This is a genomic window from Methylophaga marina (assembly GCF_030296755.1).
GTDB classification, from domain to species: domain Bacteria; phylum Pseudomonadota; class Gammaproteobacteria; order Nitrosococcales; family Methylophagaceae; genus Methylophaga; species Methylophaga marina.
In genome coordinates, this window is the sequence record NZ_AP027741.1 from 1,991,560 (window position 1) to 2,009,557 (window position 17,998).

The 17,998-nt window shown below is 43.7% G+C and carries 21 protein-coding genes; 11 read left to right on the plus strand and 10 right to left on the minus strand.

Going from position 1 to position 17,998, the window contains the following annotated elements:
- Positions 1-135: 135 nt before the first annotated feature.
- A complete protein-coding gene (gene ubiD, locus QUE24_RS10275; RefSeq protein ID WP_286303741.1) occupies positions 136-1,617 on the plus strand; it encodes a 4-hydroxy-3-polyprenylbenzoate decarboxylase in 1,482 nt (493 codons plus the stop codon).
- Here ubiD and QUE24_RS10280 read toward each other — a convergent pair.
- From QUE24_RS10280 to moaD, 3 genes are read right to left on the minus strand one after another with little or no spacing between them, the layout of a single operon-like run.
- Positions 1,610-2,005: an MAPEG family protein gene (locus QUE24_RS10280; protein ID WP_286303742.1), complete on the minus strand. Its 396-nt coding sequence runs from the start codon at positions 2,003-2,005 to the stop codon at positions 1,610-1,612. The genes ubiD and QUE24_RS10280 overlap by 8 nt on opposite strands.
- A gap of 15 nt (positions 2,006-2,020) precedes the next feature.
- Positions 2,021-2,458, minus strand: coding sequence for a molybdenum cofactor biosynthesis protein MoaE (locus tag QUE24_RS10285; protein WP_286303743.1), 438 nt, complete (start codon positions 2,456-2,458; stop codon positions 2,021-2,023).
- 1 nt (position 2,459) lies between these two features.
- Positions 2,460-2,687 (minus strand): molybdopterin converting factor subunit 1, encoded by a 228-nt coding sequence (gene moaD / locus QUE24_RS10290; RefSeq protein WP_286303744.1) that lies wholly within the window; start codon positions 2,685-2,687, stop codon positions 2,460-2,462.
- 48 nt (positions 2,688-2,735) lie between these two features.
- Here moaD and moaC point away from each other — a divergent pair, with 48 nt between their 5' ends.
- On the plus strand, positions 2,736-3,212 hold the full coding sequence (gene moaC, locus QUE24_RS10295; protein WP_286303745.1) for a cyclic pyranopterin monophosphate synthase MoaC: 477 nt from the start codon (positions 2,736-2,738) through the stop codon (positions 3,210-3,212).
- Here moaC and QUE24_RS10300 read toward each other — a convergent pair.
- Complete coding sequence (locus tag QUE24_RS10300; RefSeq protein WP_286303746.1) at positions 3,209-4,027, minus strand: substrate-binding domain-containing protein; 819 nt, start codon at positions 4,025-4,027, stop codon at positions 3,209-3,211. The genes moaC and QUE24_RS10300 overlap by 4 nt on opposite strands.
- 20 nt (positions 4,028-4,047) lie before the next feature.
- Positions 4,048-4,278 (minus strand): winged helix-turn-helix domain-containing protein, encoded by a 231-nt coding sequence (locus QUE24_RS10305; protein WP_286303747.1) that lies wholly within the window; start codon positions 4,276-4,278, stop codon positions 4,048-4,050.
- Between the two features lie 120 nt (positions 4,279-4,398).
- Between QUE24_RS10305 and QUE24_RS10310 the strand changes: the two genes are divergently transcribed.
- Complete coding sequence (locus QUE24_RS10310) at positions 4,399-5,739, plus strand: OprO/OprP family phosphate-selective porin (protein ID WP_286303748.1); 1,341 nt, start codon at positions 4,399-4,401, stop codon at positions 5,737-5,739.
- 71 nt (positions 5,740-5,810) lie between these two features.
- Here the strand turns inward: QUE24_RS10310 and QUE24_RS10315 are convergent, their stop codons facing one another.
- A complete protein-coding gene (locus tag QUE24_RS10315; RefSeq protein WP_286303749.1) occupies positions 5,811-6,218 on the minus strand; it encodes a c-type cytochrome in 408 nt (135 codons plus the stop codon).
- 134 nt (positions 6,219-6,352) lie between these two features.
- Positions 6,353-7,408 (minus strand): DUF2333 family protein, encoded by a 1,056-nt coding sequence (locus tag QUE24_RS10320; RefSeq protein ID WP_286303750.1) that lies wholly within the window; start codon positions 7,406-7,408, stop codon positions 6,353-6,355.
- A gap of 168 nt (positions 7,409-7,576) precedes the next feature.
- Here QUE24_RS10320 and QUE24_RS10325 point away from each other — a divergent pair, with 168 nt between their 5' ends.
- From QUE24_RS10325 to QUE24_RS10340, 4 genes are read left to right on the plus strand one after another with little or no spacing between them, the layout of a single operon-like run.
- Positions 7,577-8,524 carry an ABC transporter ATP-binding protein gene (locus QUE24_RS10325; protein ID WP_286303751.1) on the plus strand — a complete coding sequence of 316 codons (948 nt, stop codon included), beginning with the start codon at positions 7,577-7,579 and terminating at the stop codon, positions 8,522-8,524.
- Positions 8,524-9,264 (plus strand): ABC transporter permease subunit, encoded by a 741-nt coding sequence (locus QUE24_RS10330; protein ID WP_286303752.1) that lies wholly within the window; start codon positions 8,524-8,526, stop codon positions 9,262-9,264. The genes QUE24_RS10325 and QUE24_RS10330 overlap by 1 nt, the downstream gene beginning before the upstream one ends.
- Before the next feature lie 15 nt (positions 9,265-9,279).
- Positions 9,280-11,193, plus strand: a complete 1,914-nt coding sequence (locus QUE24_RS10335; protein ID WP_286303753.1) for a Gldg family protein — start codon at positions 9,280-9,282, stop codon at positions 11,191-11,193.
- 38 nt (positions 11,194-11,231) lie between these two features.
- A complete protein-coding gene (locus QUE24_RS10340) occupies positions 11,232-12,365 on the plus strand; it encodes a DUF4340 domain-containing protein (RefSeq protein WP_286303754.1) in 1,134 nt (377 codons plus the stop codon).
- A gap of 29 nt (positions 12,366-12,394) precedes the next feature.
- Here the strand turns inward: QUE24_RS10340 and QUE24_RS10345 are convergent, their stop codons facing one another.
- A complete protein-coding gene (locus tag QUE24_RS10345; RefSeq protein WP_286303755.1) occupies positions 12,395-13,315 on the minus strand; it encodes a chemotaxis protein CheV in 921 nt (306 codons plus the stop codon).
- A gap of 134 nt (positions 13,316-13,449) precedes the next feature.
- On the opposite strand from QUE24_RS10345, the gene flgA reads away from it, so the two are divergent.
- The 3 genes from flgA (at position 13,450) to QUE24_RS10360 (ending at position 15,019) form a co-directional block, all read left to right on the plus strand.
- Entirely contained in the window at positions 13,450-14,148 is a 699-nt protein-coding gene (gene flgA / locus QUE24_RS10350) for a flagellar basal body P-ring formation chaperone FlgA (RefSeq protein WP_286303756.1), read from the plus strand.
- Positions 14,149-14,213: 65 nt separating this feature from the next.
- Positions 14,214-14,516, plus strand: a complete 303-nt coding sequence (gene flgM, locus QUE24_RS10355) for a flagellar biosynthesis anti-sigma factor FlgM (RefSeq protein WP_286303757.1) — start codon at positions 14,214-14,216, stop codon at positions 14,514-14,516.
- A 14-nt stretch (positions 14,517-14,530) separates the two neighbouring features.
- A complete protein-coding gene (locus QUE24_RS10360) occupies positions 14,531-15,019 on the plus strand; it encodes a flagella synthesis protein FlgN (protein ID WP_286303758.1) in 489 nt (162 codons plus the stop codon).
- On the opposite strand, the gene hemH is transcribed toward QUE24_RS10360, so the two are convergent.
- Together hemH and QUE24_RS10370 are read right to left on the minus strand one after the other, a co-directional pair.
- Positions 15,016-16,026 carry a ferrochelatase gene (hemH, locus tag QUE24_RS10365; RefSeq protein ID WP_286303759.1) on the minus strand — a complete coding sequence of 337 codons (1,011 nt, stop codon included), beginning with the start codon at positions 16,024-16,026 and terminating at the stop codon, positions 15,016-15,018. The genes QUE24_RS10360 and hemH overlap by 4 nt on opposite strands.
- A 5-nt stretch (positions 16,027-16,031) precedes the next feature.
- Positions 16,032-16,955, minus strand: coding sequence for a TIGR01777 family oxidoreductase (locus tag QUE24_RS10370; RefSeq protein ID WP_286303760.1), 924 nt, complete (start codon positions 16,953-16,955; stop codon positions 16,032-16,034).
- Positions 16,956-17,023: 68 nt separating this feature from the next.
- Between QUE24_RS10370 and QUE24_RS10375 the strand changes: the two genes are divergently transcribed.
- Positions 17,024-17,968: a YbgA family protein gene (locus tag QUE24_RS10375; protein ID WP_286303761.1), complete on the plus strand. Its 945-nt coding sequence runs from the start codon at positions 17,024-17,026 to the stop codon at positions 17,966-17,968.
- The last annotated feature ends 30 nt before the right edge of the window (positions 17,969-17,998 follow it).

Below are 17,998 nucleotides of genomic sequence, written 5' to 3' on the forward strand. Positions count from 1 at the left end.
CTTCAATAATAATATCGACTCGATAAGACGGATGAGCTCAATATTCTTACCATCAGCCTTATGGATTATGGCTTTAGCCTGCCTTGCTTATCCAGTAATATTCAAACCTAAGTGATGACATAACTGAGTGGTTGAATGAAATATACCGATTTACGTGACTTTATCGAAGGTTTGGAAAAGCAGGGTGAATTAAAACGGATTAAAACTGAGGTCGATCCAGCTCTGGAAATGACAGAAATTGCTGATCGCGTGTTACGTGCTGGTGGTCCGGCATTATTGTTTGAAAATCCTAAAGGGTCTGAAGTACCCGCTTTATTGAATTTATTTGGAACGCCAAAACGTGTAGCAATGGGGATGGGCGAAGACTCTGTCGAAGCCTTGCGTGAAGTCGGTAAATTACTGGCTTTTTTGAAAGAGCCTGAGCCACCTAAGGGCATGAAGGATGCGTGGGAGAAGCTTCCCGTGTTTAAAAAAGTCCTGACGATGTCACCCAAGTTAGTTAAAAAAGCAGCCTGCCAAGAAGTGGTGCTGGAAGGCGATGACATTGATTTGAGCAATTATCCAATCCAGCTATGTTGGCCTGAAGATGCTGCCCCTTTAATCACTTGGGGACTGGTCGTCACAAAAGGTCCTCATAAAGAGCGACAAAACTTGGGCATTTATCGTCAGCAAGTCATCGGTAAGAATCGCGTCATCATGCGATGGTTATCGCATCGAGGTGGCGCACTTGATTTTAAGGAATGGCAACAGACTAATCCGGGAACTCCCTTTCCAATCAGTGTTGTACTAGGCTGTGATCCTGCCACGATACTGGGTGCCGTCACACCTGTACCGGATACGCTGTCAGAATATGCGTTTGCAGGCTTGTTGCGCGGTAGTAAAACAGAGCTGGTGAAATGTATAGGCAATGAGCTACAGGTGCCCGCTAACGCAGAAATTGTACTCGAAGGTTTCATCTATCCTGATGATATGGCGTCGGAAGGACCATATGGCGATCATACCGGTTACTATAATGAAGTCGATAGCTTTCCTGTCTTTACTATCGAACGAATTACACAGCGACAGAATCCGATCTACCACAGCACCTATACCGGACGGCCGCCAGATGAACCTGCCATACTCGGTGTTGCCTTGAATGAAGTATTTGTACCGATATTACAAAAGCAATTTCCAGAAATTATCGATTTCTATTTGCCCCCTGAAGGGTGTTCGTATCGGATGGCTGTGGTCAGTATGAAAAAACAGTACCCAGGTCATGCCAAGCGGGTGATGATGGGTGTCTGGTCATTCTTGCGTCAGTTTATGTACACCAAGTTTGTGATTGTGGTGGATGATGATGTCAATGTCAGGGACTGGAAAGATGTGATTTGGGCTATTACCACTCGAATGGATCCCGCACGGGATACCACGCTGGTGGAAAATACGCCGATTGATTATTTAGATTTTGCCTCACCTGTGTCTGGACTCGGTTCCAAGATGGGATTGGATGCAACCAATAAACTCCCAGGTGAAACTGACAGAGAGTGGGGAAGACCCATCGTCCGAGATGCGGATGTAGTTAAGCGTATTGATGCTATTTGGGATGAGCTGGGATTGGAGAGCAGGGAACCTAACTGACAGGCATTAAATATGCTAACGCAAAATAAACGATATTTAATATCGACAAAGCTATAATCAGATAAAGCGTGATTTTCATGCCGAGAACACGCTTTTTCAGATCATGGTTTTTGATACCTATGGCATGGATGAGCCTACCCGTGAGCAGGGTGATACCAGCGAGATGAATCATCCAGTTGTATACAATGATGTTTTCAAGAAGAAACATCAGAATCAAGGTGATAGGAATGTATTCAGTGGCATTACCTTGTGCTCGGATGGCTAACTGTAATTCTTCATTGCCACCATCACCCAATCCGATTTTATGTTGTCGGCGCACAGCAATAACACCCAGTGATAACTTGACGATAAATAAGGCGCAGAGGCTGGCATACAGAGCTGTAATCATAATGACTATCCTCGTTTAATGTCCGTCGGTATTACCGCTTACCCAGTGTTGACCTTGTTCGGTGAATTCTTTTTTCCAAAATGGTGCTTTGTATTTTAATTCTTCAATTAAGCAGTCACAGGCATCGAGTGCGGCACGGCGATGGGCTGACCAGCAGGCGATAACGACTATGGCATCGCCGGGAAGCACTTCCCCCACACGATGAACGATAAGGCAATCTAGTAATCGCCATTGAGCTTTTGCTTTGTCTTCCAGTTTTTGCAGGTAACGTGCAGTCATCGCCGGATAGTGTTCGAGCAGCATCTTGGTAATATCCGGACGATCACTAAAGTCACGCATCGTACCGACAAAACTGGCCGTGGCGCCAAATTGACCTGCTATGTCCTGAGCACGTTGTTGCTTGGCTATGATTTCCCAAGGCTCAATACGCTGTTCACTCACCCAGCTCGACATATTAACCTCCGGTCACCGGTGGGAAAAAGGCCACTTCATCACCATCTTGGACGGGAGTGTCCAGCTTGGCATAGTCCAAGTTGATGGCGACAAGCAGATTATCTGGTACGGGTTTATTTTGAGTCGCTTGATTCCAGGCATCCAGAGCTGTGCTGGCGGCAGCAAGTTCTATATCAGATTGACCTAGCTTTTCACGAAGGCTGGCAAAAAATTTGACTTGAATACTCATCTGGTTGATCGTTTCAGCTAAATTTAAAGCTAGAGGATAACATTTGCGATGTCAGATTTGACCCATTTTAATCAAGCTGGTGAAGCTCATATGGTTGATGTTGGTGGAAAAGCAACCACAGAGCGGCTTGCCATCGCAGAGGGGAAGATTTTGATGCTGCCTGACACATTTAAATTAGTGGAGCAAGGCGGACATAAAAAAGGCGATGTTTTGGGGATTGCTCGCATTGCCGGGATTATGGCGGCGAAAAAAACAGCTGATCTCGTACCGTTGTGTCATCCTCTGGCTTTAACAAAGGTTTCAGTAGAATTTGAACTAGATAATAAAAATGCATCCATTCACTGCCGGGCAACGGTCGGGACCAGTGGTCAGACTGGCGTCGAAATGGAAGCTCTTACTGCAGTTCAGATCGCCTTGTTGACGATTTATGATATGTGTAAAGCAGTGGATAAAGGCATGATCATGACCGACATTGGTTTGCTGGAAAAATCAGGTGGTAAAAGCGGTCATTGGCAACGTCTTTAGGTAAATATTTCGTCAAAACTAACAAGCTCACCTGAGCGTGCGGTATCGTAGCCTTTGAAGTCTCTGACTTTTCGATGGAAAGCATCACTTTTTAATAAGCTGATAATGGCTTGAACCCGAGGGTCATCCACTAATAACTGCGGTACGACCAAGCAGTAGTGTTCCCATACCAAAGGAATGAATTCCAGCTTAAACTTGTCGGCAATGGGAGCGATACCGAAACCGATATCTGCAGCACCACTGGCAACCATGGCTGCAACGGCCATGTGCGTAAACTCTTCATGCGAGTAACCTTTAATCTCGTCACTGGAGATATGATGAGCGGCAAGCAGTTGATCAAACAAGGTTCGAGTAGCAGACCCCATTTGACGGTTGATAAAAGTGACACCATCCATTGTTAGAGAGCGGATATCATTTATCTGTTTTGGGTTATCACGAGACACCATCAAGCCTTGGTTTCGTCTGACAACATAGATTAACTGATGCTGTTTTTCATCCAAAAGTTTGAGGTAGTCGATCATCAAATGACGTTTCAATTCACCGATAGGGAGGTGAAAGCCGGCAATGTGACAATCACCGGCTTTGAGTGCTTTCAGACTTTCCTGACTGCCATGAAAATGTAAATCCAATAAAAAATCAGATTGCTGATCAATTAATTCTTTAAGAGCCCCTACAGCTAAGCCATGACTGGTAAAAATCTTAAACGTATCACGTGGACTATGATCGAGGATGGCTTCAAATTCTCGTTTTAGTTCTGTAGAGAAGTTATCCAGTTCAGGAGAAAAAGAGGCACTGAGGTGTCGGTTCGCATGCATCAGTTTCTCCCCGACAACCGCTAACCGAGCCCCCGGCCTCGCTCAAGAATAACTAATGGCTGGCCCAGTAGTGCTTCCCATTTATTTAATAAACCCCAGGCAAAACGATATGAGACACCAAGTTTTTCGGTCGCTTGTTTTAAAGAACCTTCTTGCTGAATGGCTTCAAGCATCTGAAACAGAATGTCATCAATATGATGCGGTTTTCCATTCTGGGTCAGTTGCCAGTGAAAGTCTATTTTAATTTCCATGATTCACATCGGGTAAGTGTTGTAATAAAACTGTCATGATAAGCGCCTTTTAACCGCTAACTAAGATTACAAGCTGTTTTGCAGCTACGTAGTGTTAAAAATTCAGACAAGGAGAACAACATGACGATAAAGAAAAGCTTGCTGGCTGCCGGTATTCTGACTGCATTATCGGGCCCTGCCTATGCGGGATCTGAAATTGAAACTCTGATTAATATGCTGCATGAAAACGGTATGGTCAATGATGATCAGTATGGCAGTTTGATGGCAGAGTTAAAACAAAATCAGGCTCAAGCACAACAAGAAAAACAACAAGTTGATGCTAAGCTTGCTGAAGCGACAAAACCCTCCGATGTTGAAGTCACTGTCAAAGGTGGGATTGGGGTGAAAACTCGTGATGGCAAGTTTGAGAGTAAGTTAGGTGGTCGTTTACAAGCAGATGCGGCAACATACAGCGGTCAGCCAGAAATGGGTGACGGTTCTGAGTTCAGACGTGCACGGGTTTCTTATGCAGGCACAATGTATAACGTTTGGGACTTTAAGCTCGAATATGACTTTGCCAGTACAGGAGCGAACGGCAAAGGTATCACCGATGCCTATCTGGCCTACACCGGATTTGAGCCATTAGATATCACAGTGGGTAATTTTAAAACACCATTCAGCTTAGATTATCTGACCAGTGCTAATAACACATTGTTTATGGAACGAGCCCTGCCTAATGCTTTTTCATCAGGAAGAAAGATGGGGATCATGGCCAGTAACGCAACCACCCATTGGTCATGGGCGACAGGTATCTTTGGTGATTCCATCAATAATAAAGGTGGTCAGAATGATGAAGGCTGGGGGGCAACGGCTCGTGGTACCTGGGCACCGATTAATGATGGTGTGCATTTTGTTCATTTAGGACTGGGTCTTGACTACCGTGATACCGGTGATAGTGGCGATGTGGGTTTTGATAGTGAAGCCGAGTCACATGTGTCCGGTGTGAGTATTATTGATACAGGCGACATCAGTTCCGTAGCAGACTATTACAATATCGGCGCTGAACTGGCTGCTGGTCACGGGCCATATTCTGTCCAAGGTGAATATATCACCACCCAGGTGAATCGTAATAACGGTAAAGATGCAGATTTTGATGGCTGGTATTTGCAGGCCGGTTATATTTTGACGGGTGAAACTCGCCAGTACAAAAATGGTGTTATGGGTGGTGTGAAACCCAGTTCCATTGTTGGTGACGGTGGTGTTGGCGCATGGGAGCTGGCATTGCGCTATAGCTCACTCGACTTGAGTGATGCCGGAATCGATGGTGGCGAGGCAGATGCCATGACCTACGGAGTAAACTGGTATCCCACACCCACATTACGCTTTTCTGCAAACTATGTGGATGTACTGGACGTTGATGGTGGACCGAATGACAATGATGAGCTATCCGTATTTCAAGTGCGAAGCCAATGGGCTTTTTAAGCTAAGTTAACAATGAGGGCTGCTTGGCAGCCCTCTACTTTTTTATTGAGTATAAAGCTTATTTTTCTGGTTTATTTAGCTTTTTTGGGTTTTTCTTCACCAATTGCGCCATCAGCTCTGGCTTTGAGGTAGTTGTAAATATTTTCCCGACCTTTCATGACTTTCGGGTTCGATGCCCAAGCTGGCATACTACCAATCGTTCCAGTTTTTCCATGTTCAACGGTGTTAAAAAACTCTTCTTTAGAGATCACATTGAGACTTTCAGCTAAGTTAGGTCCGACCATACCTTGCCCGTATGTACCATGGCAGCGAGCACAGAAATTTCTATAAAGTTTGAAACCCGCGTAACTAGCGGAATCAAGCTCATTACCATTGGTTACGGTATAAGGTTTATCATCAGCAAAAGCGGATGTGGCAGACATAAGTAGTAGCGCCGCAGAAAGTGCAACTGGTTTAATTGATTTAAGTTGAAACAACATTGATATCTCCATCAAATCTGAACAGCCAGCCCCAATTAGCGGGGCCGGATAGTTCGATCATAGGATGTTATTTTGCTGTCAGGTTGGGTGATTTGCCTTATTGTGCAGGTTAAATGCCCTGCTTTGAGAGGAGTTTATCCTCGATTCAATAAATCTCTCAAATCAATTAATGCGGCATTGGCCCGTGACACATAAGAAGCCATCACCAATGAGTGATTAGCAAATAGGCCAAAACCACTTCCATTCAGAATGACCGGACTCAATACCGGTTCCTGTGTGGCTTCCAGCTCTCGAATGATCTGGCGTAGACTCACCAGCGCATTTTTCTTTCTTAATACGTCTGAAAAGTCATATTCCACTGCTTTCAGCAGATGGATTAGGGCATAGGTTGTGCCTCGTGCTTCGTAAAACACATCATCAATTTTATTCCAAGGTGTTTTTGTCACCACTTCATCCGCCAGTGGGGTTGACTGTAAGGCTTCTGCATCGCCTGCTAGATCGGTATTGATACGCACCTGTCCTACACTGGCCGTGAGACGCTGTGACAAACTGCCCAAGCGTTTTTCAGCAACAGATAACCAAGAAACCAGGTTGTCTGCTCTGGCATAAAACTGAGCATCATCCTCATTACTACTCAATCTAGACAGATAGGACTTGAGAGATTTGATGCCGGCACGATATTCACGTTCTGTCGGTGGGAAAAGCCATGAGTTGGAATTAAAGTTGAACTGAGGTTCGGCAAGTGCCAGGTCCTCATCTTCTCTGGACTGAGATTGGGAACGGCTGATGTCGTTGCGCAATACGCGAGAAAAATCACGAATCTGTACCAGCACTCCGAACTCCCAACGAGGCATATTGTCCATCCAAACGGAGGGTGGCATGACATCATTTGTGAGGTAGCCGCCGGGTTTATCCAGAAGGTTTTCAGCGAGGGTGATTAGTGTAGCTGTTGATGTATAACCGGTGACGAGATGTTGTTGCTGTTGCGATGCCATGATTCTGGCATTTTCAGTGGGTTCAAACTCACTTGGGGCGAAGTTCCACCATATCATTAAGGTCATCATAAAAATAGCAACAATACTAAGAATGATGCCGGCTGTCTTAATGATACGTTGACGGGTCGTGGTATCAGCGAAACTGTCGCTGACTGACCAACCTAAATCACGGATTTTATCTGTTAAGCGTTTCATTGACATCTCATATCTGATTAAGTGGGAATGTTCTGTGACAGCTTATGCGCTATGAATCTTTAAGACAATGGGGTTAATGAAAGACAATTCAAGCTTGACTTAAATTGCTTCACCTCAGAATAATGACGGGTTTGCAAAAATGATTAGGAAGCGGGGGACGCTTTTGTTATGACATTGAGAATTGAGATCGATGATCTGGCCAAATACTTTGGTGCGATCAAAGCCGTTGATGGTGTGTCTTTTTCTGTCAGTAAAGGCGAAGTGCTCGGGTTTTTAGGCCCAAACGGCGCGGGTAAATCAACGACGATGAAAATGATTACCGGCTTTTTAACACCGACTAAAGGCACGGTAAGAGTTTGTGGTTATGATGTACTTAATGACCCTATTTCGGTAAAAGCGCACTTGGGATATCTTCCTGAGGGTGCACCAGCGTATGCTGATATGACGCCGGATAGTTTCCTGAAGTTCATTGCAGAAATTCGTGGAATCAAAGGGGCAGACAGACGGCGAGCTGTCGATAGTGCAGCAGAACGGGCACGTATCACCAATGTCATGTATCAACCCATCGAAACGCTCTCGAAAGGCTATAAACGTCGTGTAGGACTAGCGCAGTCTATTTTGCATAACCCGCCTGTGTTAATACTCGATGAACCTACCGATGGTTTGGACCCTAACCAGAAACACGAAGTCAGAACATTAATTAATGAAATGGCTGAAGAAAAAGCCATCATTATCTCTACCCACATCCTCGAAGAAGTACATGCGCTGTGTACCCGCAATGTGGTGATTGCCAACGGTAAAGTGAAGTTTGATGGCACACCACAGGAACTCGAGTCGAGATCACGTTATTACAATGCGGTGGTCGTCAATGTAGCGGATGTCGAGCAGAAAGCATTCGAAAGCTTCCTGAATTCATTAGCCTTTGTTGCTCGTGTTGAACCTTTGGAAAGCGCTGGATTTAGAGTGTATCCGAAACAAGGTCAACAAATTACTGCAGAATTATCAGAAAAGATTCGTGAGAATGGGTGGAGTATTGATGCCCTTCATGCGGAATCAGGGCGTTTGGACGAAGTCTTCCGCAGTATCACCATGCCAAATACGGGAGCCAAAAACTGATGAATATTCGTAATATCTGGTTCATTATGAAACGTGAATTCAATGGCTACTTTGCTACACCAGTGGCTTACGTTTTCATCATCATATTCTTGCTGCTTACCGGTTTTTCAACGTTTTATGTCGGTAATTTTTTCCAACGCGGTGAAGCGGATCTTTACCCATTCTTTTCCATGCATCCGTGGCTGTATATTTTACTTATTCCTGCTATTTCCATGCGTTTATGGGCTGAAGAACGTAAGAGCGGGTCAATTGAACTATTAATGACCTTACCTGTTTCTGTGTTTGAAGCTGTTATCGGTAAGTTCCTCGCCGCATGGGCATTTACGGGCTTAGCCTTATTCTTGAATTTCCCTTTATGGATTACGGTGAATTATCTCGGTAACCCGGATAACGGCGTCATTGTGGCAAGCTTCCTGGGAAGTTTGCTCATGGCTGGTGGTTTTTTGGCGATTGGTTCATGCATATCCGCGATTACCAAAAACCAAGTGATTGCCTTTGTCATCAGCTTGATTATCAGCTTGGTATTTGTACTAAGCGGCTATGGCATCGTCATTGACTTTTTCAGCGGCTGGGCACCAAAAACACTGGTAGAAACAGTGAGCTCGTTTAGTTTCTTGACCCATTTTGACGCTATCAGCAAAGGGGTCATCGATATGCGAGACATGATGTATTTCATTTCACTAATCGTTATCTGGCTATTTGCGAATGCCCTTATCGTCAATGCTCGTAAGGCAGACTAGGAGAGAATTGCGACGATGAATAAACAACTTTTATCTGCAACCGGCCTGATTTTGGCCATTATTTTGTTTGTATCTTTCAATGTTGTCGTTAATGGCAATTTCAAATCTGCTCGTGTGGATTTGACAGAAGATAATCTTTATACCTTGTCCGATGGCACCATCAATATCCTGCAGTCAATGGATGAGCCGATCAGTCTGCGTTTCTACTACACTGAAAAAGCAGCTCAGGCATTGCCCAGCTTAAAATCGTATGCCCAGCGTGTACAAGAGTTATTGCTTGAGTATCAGCGTGCCTCAAACGGCAAGATTCGCCTGTTTATTATGAATCCTGAACCTTTTTCATCAGATGAACAGCGTGCCGATCAATATGGCTTACAGTCTGTGCCTATTGATGGTGAGTCTGATCCTTTGTACTTCGGTCTGGCTGGTACCAATGAAATTGATGGTGTTGAAACCATACCTTTCTTTCAACCAGAGAAAGAAGACATACTTGAATACGACCTGACAAAACTGATCTACAAACTTTCAAACAACAACAGAAAAGCCGTAGGTGTTATCAGTTCGCTTGAGGTGGATGGTGAGCAGTATGACCCACTTAAAGGCGAAGTCGCTTCTCCTGATGGAGTCAAACCCTGGGCAGTGATGGCAGAATTGCGTCAGATGTTTAATGTATCAATGTTGCCAACTGATATCCGACGTATTCCATCCAGCATGGATGCGTTAGTGGTGATTCACCCGAAAGAATTATCTGAAAGCACGTTGTATGCGATTGATCAGTATGTTTTAGCTGGAGGTAAATTAATTACCTATGTTGATCCTTATGCAGAAGTGGATAAACCGAAAAAAGATCCGGACAATCCGATGAGCGCCATGCTGGCACCACGTAGCTCAAATATGGAAGAACTGTTTACAGCATGGGGATTCAAACGTTCAAATACGGATGTCGTGGCTGATAGAAAAACAGCAACCAAGGTAGATTTTGGTGCTAAGACAGACTATCAGCCTATTGATTATGTTCTATGGCAAAAGTTAGTAAAAGATAACTTCAACAAAGATGAACGTATCACCTCAGCATTGCGTCAACTCAATGTCGCCACGCCAGGACGTTTTGAAATTCTGGATGAGCATACCACTAATATCACACCGCTTTTCTCTTCAAGCAATGAAGCCATGCTGGTTGATAAAAGGGTTGTTCAGTTTCGTAATGACCCTGTTGCATTATTGACCAAATATCAGGCGGGAACCATTAGTTACCCTATGGCAATACGTGCGCAGGGCGAAGTGAAAACAGCTTTCCCGGATGGAGCAAAAACTGTATCAGGAGACATCAAAAAAATGCCTGGGCATTTAGATAATGCAAAACAAGCTATTGATGTCATTGCGATCGCAGATGTGGACATGCTTGATGACCGTTTCTGGGTGGAAACGCAGGATTTTTACGGTAAACAGTTGGCATTTAATACCTCTAACAATATCGATTTCTTGATTAATGCGATCGAGGATATGACTGGCAGTGAGGGTTTAATCAGCATTCGTTCTCGTGCTGGCTTCTCCAGACCGTTCCATAAAGTCATTGCACTCCAACGTGATGCAGAGAAGCGTTTCCGCACCAAAGAACGGGAATTGCAAAACAAATTAAAAGAAACGCAACAACGCATAGCTCGTATGCAGGTTCAGCGAAGTGGTTCAGGGGAACAGATTTTGTCTCCTGAACAACAAAAAGAAATTGCTGAGTTCCGCCTGACAGCCAATAAAACTCAACAACAATTACGAGATGTGCAAGCTAATTTACGTAAAGATATCGATAAACTGGATGCACAGTTGAAGTTTTTCAATATTGGATTAGTACCGATATTAGTCGGGTTATTAGCGGTTTTCACTGGCTGGATGCGTATCCGTAAACGTAATAAAGCCCGTAGCCAACAATAACGATACTGTTTTAGTCGACTAGAAAATAGGTTTATAAAATGACAAAAAAATTCAACAGTTTGACTATTCTTTTCATCGTCACAGTGTTGATGGTACTGCTGATGCTGGTAACCATTTATCGCACTGATGATAATGATGATGACTATGGTTTATTGTTTCCAGACTTGTTCAGTGAATTAAGTCAGGTTGATACGATTGAGTTTAGTAGTGGTGAAGATCAGTTTGCTTTACAGCGACAAGGCGAAGATTGGTTTATTCCTCAGCACTATAACTATCCTGCTAACTTTGATGAAGTGAAGCGGATGTTAATCGATATGTCAGAAGCGAAACTGATGGAGAAGAAAACCAATAACCCCGAACAGTACCCGATTTTAGGTGTGGATGGCGCTAAACCTGAAACGCCAGATGGTGACTCGATCAAAGTCATATTAAAAGAGGGCGATGAAGCCATTGCCGGTTTACTGCTGGGTAAACAACGAGATGTGACCGTGGCCAGTGCCGGGCCCAAACAGTTTTACGTGAGACGGGTTGGTGATGAGCAGAGCTGGTTAGCAGAAGGTTATTTATTAATCAGTCCGGTCATGCTTAACTGGATCGATAGTCAGGTGATTAATCTTGCACGTGAACGAATTGCTCGTGTGGAAATTATCCAACCTAATGGTGATATGGCCACTTTGGTCAATTTAGGCAAAAAAGATAGATTTGGCACACCCGAATCAGGTGAGAAAACGGTCTTCAAATATCCTCAGCTAGGTTATGACATTGCTGGCTCTTTACATCAATTGCGCATGGAAGATGTTTTGCCTAAGAAAGAGTTTAATCGTGGTGATGCCGATGTGGTTATTGCCCGCTTTATCACTTTTGACGGTTTAGTTGTCACATCAAGAACGTCATTTATTGATGGTTTCTATTACACCACCTTATCAGCAGATTATCAGTCAGACCTTATTTCTGAGGCGCCAGCTGATATTAAAGCGTTAGAGGTGTTGAAGTCTGATGAACAAGTGAAGGCTGAAGTTGAACAGCTAAATGAGAAGCTATCTGATTGGGTCTACCGTGTCAGTGGCTTTACTGGCACCAATCTGATGAGAGCTAAGGCTGATATCGTTACGGAAAAAAATAATGTGATTCCGATGCCCTCTGATTTAAATGGTTTTGGACCTTTAAACTAAATTAAAAAAGGCTCCCTGAGGAGCCTTTTTTATTTCAGCATAGATTGAACCGCTGCTGCCAACTCATCTGCTGAGAACTTAGGTATAAATTTATCTGCACCGACTTTAGATACCAATGCCTGATTAAATGTGCCACTCATTGAGGTGTGCAATAAAATAGGCAAACTTTTCATTGCTGGATCCAGCCGAACTTCTGATGTCAGTGTGTAGCCATCCATTTCAGGCATTTCAATATCCGAGATCATTAATGCAATTTTCTCGTAGATATCTTCGCCCGCCGCTTCCCACGCCTTAAGCATGTCTAGCGCTTCTTTACCATTTTTAGCCAAAGTAATTTCTAGACCGATTTGTTCTAGTGTACGTTTTATCTGGTTTCTAGCCACACTGGAGTCATCTACAACCAATATGTGTTGGCGTATTTCTTGGTTATGCTCAGAGTAGTTATTCACTAACTCTGACGAGACATCTGCCTCAATACCCATGACTTCTGCTAATACTTGTTCGACATCAATAATCTGAACTAGCTTATCCTCGAATTTAGTAATGGCTGTCAGATAGTTACTTGCCCCTGACGCTGCCGGTGGTGGTAATACGTCTGACCAGCTGATATTGATGATGCGTTCTACAGAAGTGACTAAAAAGCCCTGAACAGAGCGATTGTATTCGGTCAGAATAACAAAATTGTCAGCCAGATCCTCGAGAGAGCGTCGCCCTATACTCTGTGATAAATCGACGATGCTAACCGTCTGACCACGAATGGATGCCATACCTTTTATATTAGGATGAGACTGTGGCAATTTCGTTAGATTAGGACAGGCTATCGCTTCACGTACTTTAAAGACATTAATCCCGTAAAGTTGAGCTGTGCCCAAACGAAACAACAATAATTCCAGCCGATTGGTCCCAGCAAGGTTCGTGCGTTGGTCTACACCATCAATAATACTGCTCATATTGACTCCTGTTTACTTAATGAGGCTATCGGCAAGGCTTGTTAAGTCTTGAGTTTTTAAAATCATGTCTAGGCATATAACTTGCAACAAACTATTCAGAAAGTTTTTTGATCTTACTGTTCAGGTGAACTCTCATGATTCGTAGATTACTTTTATCATGTTTAAGTGCCGTTTTATTGACACATTCTGTCTATGCAGATTCTTTACAGTCTTTAGCGGGTATTGAACAAACGGCTTATGTTTTTGCAATGAATGATGCACAAGCTTATTATGACAATCCTCAAATTACTGTTGATGCTATGGATAAACGTTTGCGACTGCAAGCGTGTGATGGCAAGCTGAGTGCATTTTCATCATCCAGTGCTGATACCACTGGAAATAGAACAATTGGAATACGTTGCAGCACACCAACAGAATGGACTGTTTACGTCTCTGTCAAAGTGAAAGTTTTGCGTCCTGTTGTCGTGGCAGCAAGAGCGCTCAGCGCCAACCAAGTTCTGAAAGCATCTGATGTCAAAACAGTGATGCAGGATATCAGCGATTTGCGACAAGGCTTTATCCTTTCGCCGGATAATGTTGTAGGGCAGCAGTTGAGATATTCACTCGCGATGGGAACAGCATTAACTCCACGTAGTCTCAAACAGCAGAAAATTGTACAGCGAGGCGAGCAAGTTATTCTTGTTGCACAAGCTGGCTCAATGGAGGTCAGGATGAATGGTATGGCAATGGAAGATGCAATCTTGGGTGACAAAATTAAAGTGAAAAATAGTTCTTCGAACAGAGTGGTTGAGGGTGTCGTGCAAGCACCAGGGGTTGTTCAAGTAACAATGTAAAAAATTCTCAACTTTCATTATTTGCTGCCGATACAACCAATATAAAGTAAATGGAGACACGTTATATGTCTGAAATTAATAACATTAAGCCACCATCGCAGGCTGAATACAGCTCGTTGCGAAACATTGGTGAGCGTAAAGAGACTGCAGAAACATCGCCGTCAACCACAACATCGAGCCCAAACACGGAAAGCGATAAAGTGAGTTTAAGTGATACGCTGTCGCAAGTGGAAAAAAGCTTAGCTGATGTTCCCACTGTGAATCAGGCAAAAGTTGATTCTATTAAAGCGGCAATTGAGGATGGTAGTTATCAGGTAGACAGCCAGCAGTTGGCACGAAAAATGATTGATTTTGAGGGTAACTTTTAAGAAAGGATAACCCCATGTCTATGAATGCCATGCAACAGCTGAGTACTATTCTCCAATCTGAGATTAGCAGCAGTACAGCAATCGCAACGCTGCTAAAGCAAGAGCGTGAGGCATTGAAGGCTTCAGACGTGGATAAAGTGTCTGAAATAACTAAACAAAAACAGCCTTTTCTGTTAAAACTTGAGCAATTAGCAAGACAGCGTGAACAGTTGCTGACCGCTGTTGGCTTTCCATCAGGCAAGTCAGGTTTAGAAGCATTTATTGCGAATCAGGAAGAAACTGATGCCAGCCGCATGACTGCTCAAGTAGTGCGGCTTCGTGAGGTGGCAAAAACTTGCCGCGAATTTAACCAGATTAATGGCGGCATCATTAATGTAAACCGGCAATATTTGACCAGAGCATTATCTATACTGCGTGGACGCGATCCCGAAACAGGTGCTTATGGTCCTGGTGGCGAATATACAAGCCAAATTGTCAGACAACCTTTAATTGGCCGAGTTTAGTGCTCGCACCAACCAGCTAAAACATTCACCCATGCTGGATGGTCATTCATGCATGGTATCAACGTCAATTTTTCGCCACCCGCTTCTTTAAAGACTTCTTCACCACGAATAGCGATTTCTTCCAGTGTTTCCAAGCAGTCAGTCACAAAAGCTGGACACAAAACCATGACATGTTTTGCGCCTTGTTCAGCTAACTCACGTAACGTGTCTTCTGTGTTAGGCCCAAGCCATTTTGCACGACCCAACCTTGACTGGAAGGCAACAGAATAGCGATCCGTAGCCAAGCCTGCTTGCAGTGCAAAGCATTGTGTTGTTCTCATTACCTGATGGCGATAGCAAGTTTGGTGAGCGGGATGACTGCCCTGACAGCAATTGTCTTGTTTCAGACAATGAGTACCTGATGGATCCAGTTTCGTAATGTGGGACTCAGGTAAACCATGATAGCTGAATATGATGTGGTCATACTCTTGCTCTAAATAAGGTTGTGCGCTGGTCACCAATGCTTTTATATACTCGGGCTGATCATAAAAAGGTGGAATAATCCTGAGCTTGATATCCAATTGATGCTTGCTAATCACGCGTCTGGCTTCTTCGATAGATGTAGTGACTGTGCTGTCAGCATAGTGGGGATATAGAGGTATGTAGAGAACTTCTTCAATCGATTTATCAGCCGTGATTTTTAATAGTTGTTGTTCTATGCTCGGATTGCCATACCGCATGGCCATTTCAACAGGATGCGTTACTTGTGTCTTAAGCGCATCTTTTAATTTTTCAGATAAAGCGATAAGTGGTGAGCCTTCTGCTGTCCACACGCTTTGATATGCCTCGGCAGAAGCTTTCGGCCTTGATGGCAACACAAACAGACTGACAATCATGCGTCGAAGTAACCACGGTAGTTGAATCACATAGGGATCCATTAAAAACTGGTTAAGGTATCGACGTACAGCGGGTGTGGTTGGGGCATCGGGAGAGCCCAGGTTGGCTAATAAAATGGCACGTTTTGTCATAAAAGTTACGATTTATTCAGAAGATTGTTAAAAGCATCATCGAGGTCAGTATATTGGAATTGATATCCAATTGCTGTGGCTTTTTCAGGGTATGCACGCTGTCCACCCAATAAAAGCTGAGACATTTCACCTAACACGCATTTTAATAACCATTCGGGTGCTTTGAAAATGGCTGGGCGATGCAGATGTTTTGCCAGTGTTGTTGTAAATGTGGCATTGGTCACAGGGTGAGGAGCTGTGCCATTAAAGACGCCTTTTGCTGAAGGTGTCTGACTGAGGTAAATAATGAGATTGACGATATCCGATATATGAATCCAAGGCATGTACTGATCCCCTTTTCCAAGTGTGCACCCACCACCAAGTTTGAAAGGTAGAAGCATACGTTGTAAAACGCCACCCTCGGTGCTTAGAACAAGGCCGGTGCGGATAATACACACTCTTACTTCATCGGCTGCTTCAAGAGCCGCTTTTTCCCATTTTTCACACAGTTCGTGGGCGTAATCATGCTGATAATCACTTAATTCCGTCAGCGGCTGCTGTTTTTGGTCGCCATACCATCCGACGGCAGAGCCACTGATGAGTGCATGAGGTTTGGCTTGCCGCATTTTTATCCAGTTGACTAGTGCTGCAGTTAGACCAATTCGACTTTGTTCCAATATGTTTTTTTGTTGCTTGCTCCATTTCTTATCAGCGATAGGTTCTCCGGCAAGATTGATAACAATATCGATTTTTTGATCGTCACTGATCTCATCCAATGATTGTATGGCTTTAACATTTCGGCCGCATTGCTTGTAGACCTTTGTCTTATCTCGACTGAGTACGGTAATGTCGTGTCCTGCTGTCAGCAGCGTTTGACACAAGGAGCGGCCAATAAGCCCAGTACCACCAGTAATTAAGTAATGCATATTGATATCCTCAATAAACTTCACCGACCTTCACATTTTTTAGTCAGTCAATTGTTAAGATAATAATTACAGCATGAGGCGGATGTGAAGATATGAAAATAAAAGTGGGTATAAGTAGTTGTTTATTAGGGCACGAAGTACGTTACGATGGCACGCATAAACATTTACGACTGGCAACGGAGAGCTTATCTCGCTATTTTGACTTTGTAGCTGAGTGTCCTGAAGTGGGCATCGGAATGAGTATTCCAAGAAAACCTATCCGCTTAATCGGTAATCCTGAAAAACCCGAGGCCGTTGCTGTGCACGATGAAAGTATCAACTACAGCAAAGCACTAACAGAGTATGGTGAAAACAAGGCAAAACAGTTTCACGACTTATCTGGTTATATTTTTATGAAAAATTCGCCAAGTTGTGGATTATTTCGGGTAAAGGTTTATCAGGAAAATGGTTATCCATCCCATACCCCGGGGCGAGGCTTGTACGCCAAAGCATTAACAGATGCACATCCTTTGCTACCTGTTGAAGAATCAGGACGCTTGTGTGAACCTCTTTTGAGGGAAAATTTTGTTACTCGAGTTTTTGCCTATGCCAATTGGCAAGATATGCTGAAACAAGGGCTGAATACGAAAGCTATTTTAGACTTTCATGTCCGCTATAAATATACCTTGATGGCACATTCTCCATCAAAATATGCTGAACTTGGGCGAATGCTAGCCGATGCGGGTAATCATGATGTTGATGCGCTGGCTGAGCGTTATTTCACGGAGTTAATGACTACACTGAAATCATTAGCATCCAGAAAAACGCACACGAATGTATTAATGCATCTACAGGGATATCTGAAGAAAAAAATTTCCAGCCAAGAGAAACAAGAGTTAGCCGGCATTATTGATCAATACAGAACAGCACAAATCCCACTTATTGTGCCTATCACTTTGCTGCGACACCATTTTAATAACCATCCAGACCCCTATATCCATAAGCAGGCTTATTTGCAGCCTTACCCCGATGACTTGAGTCTTAGAAATGCCATTTGAATGACATACCTTCCATGCTGGGGATTAACA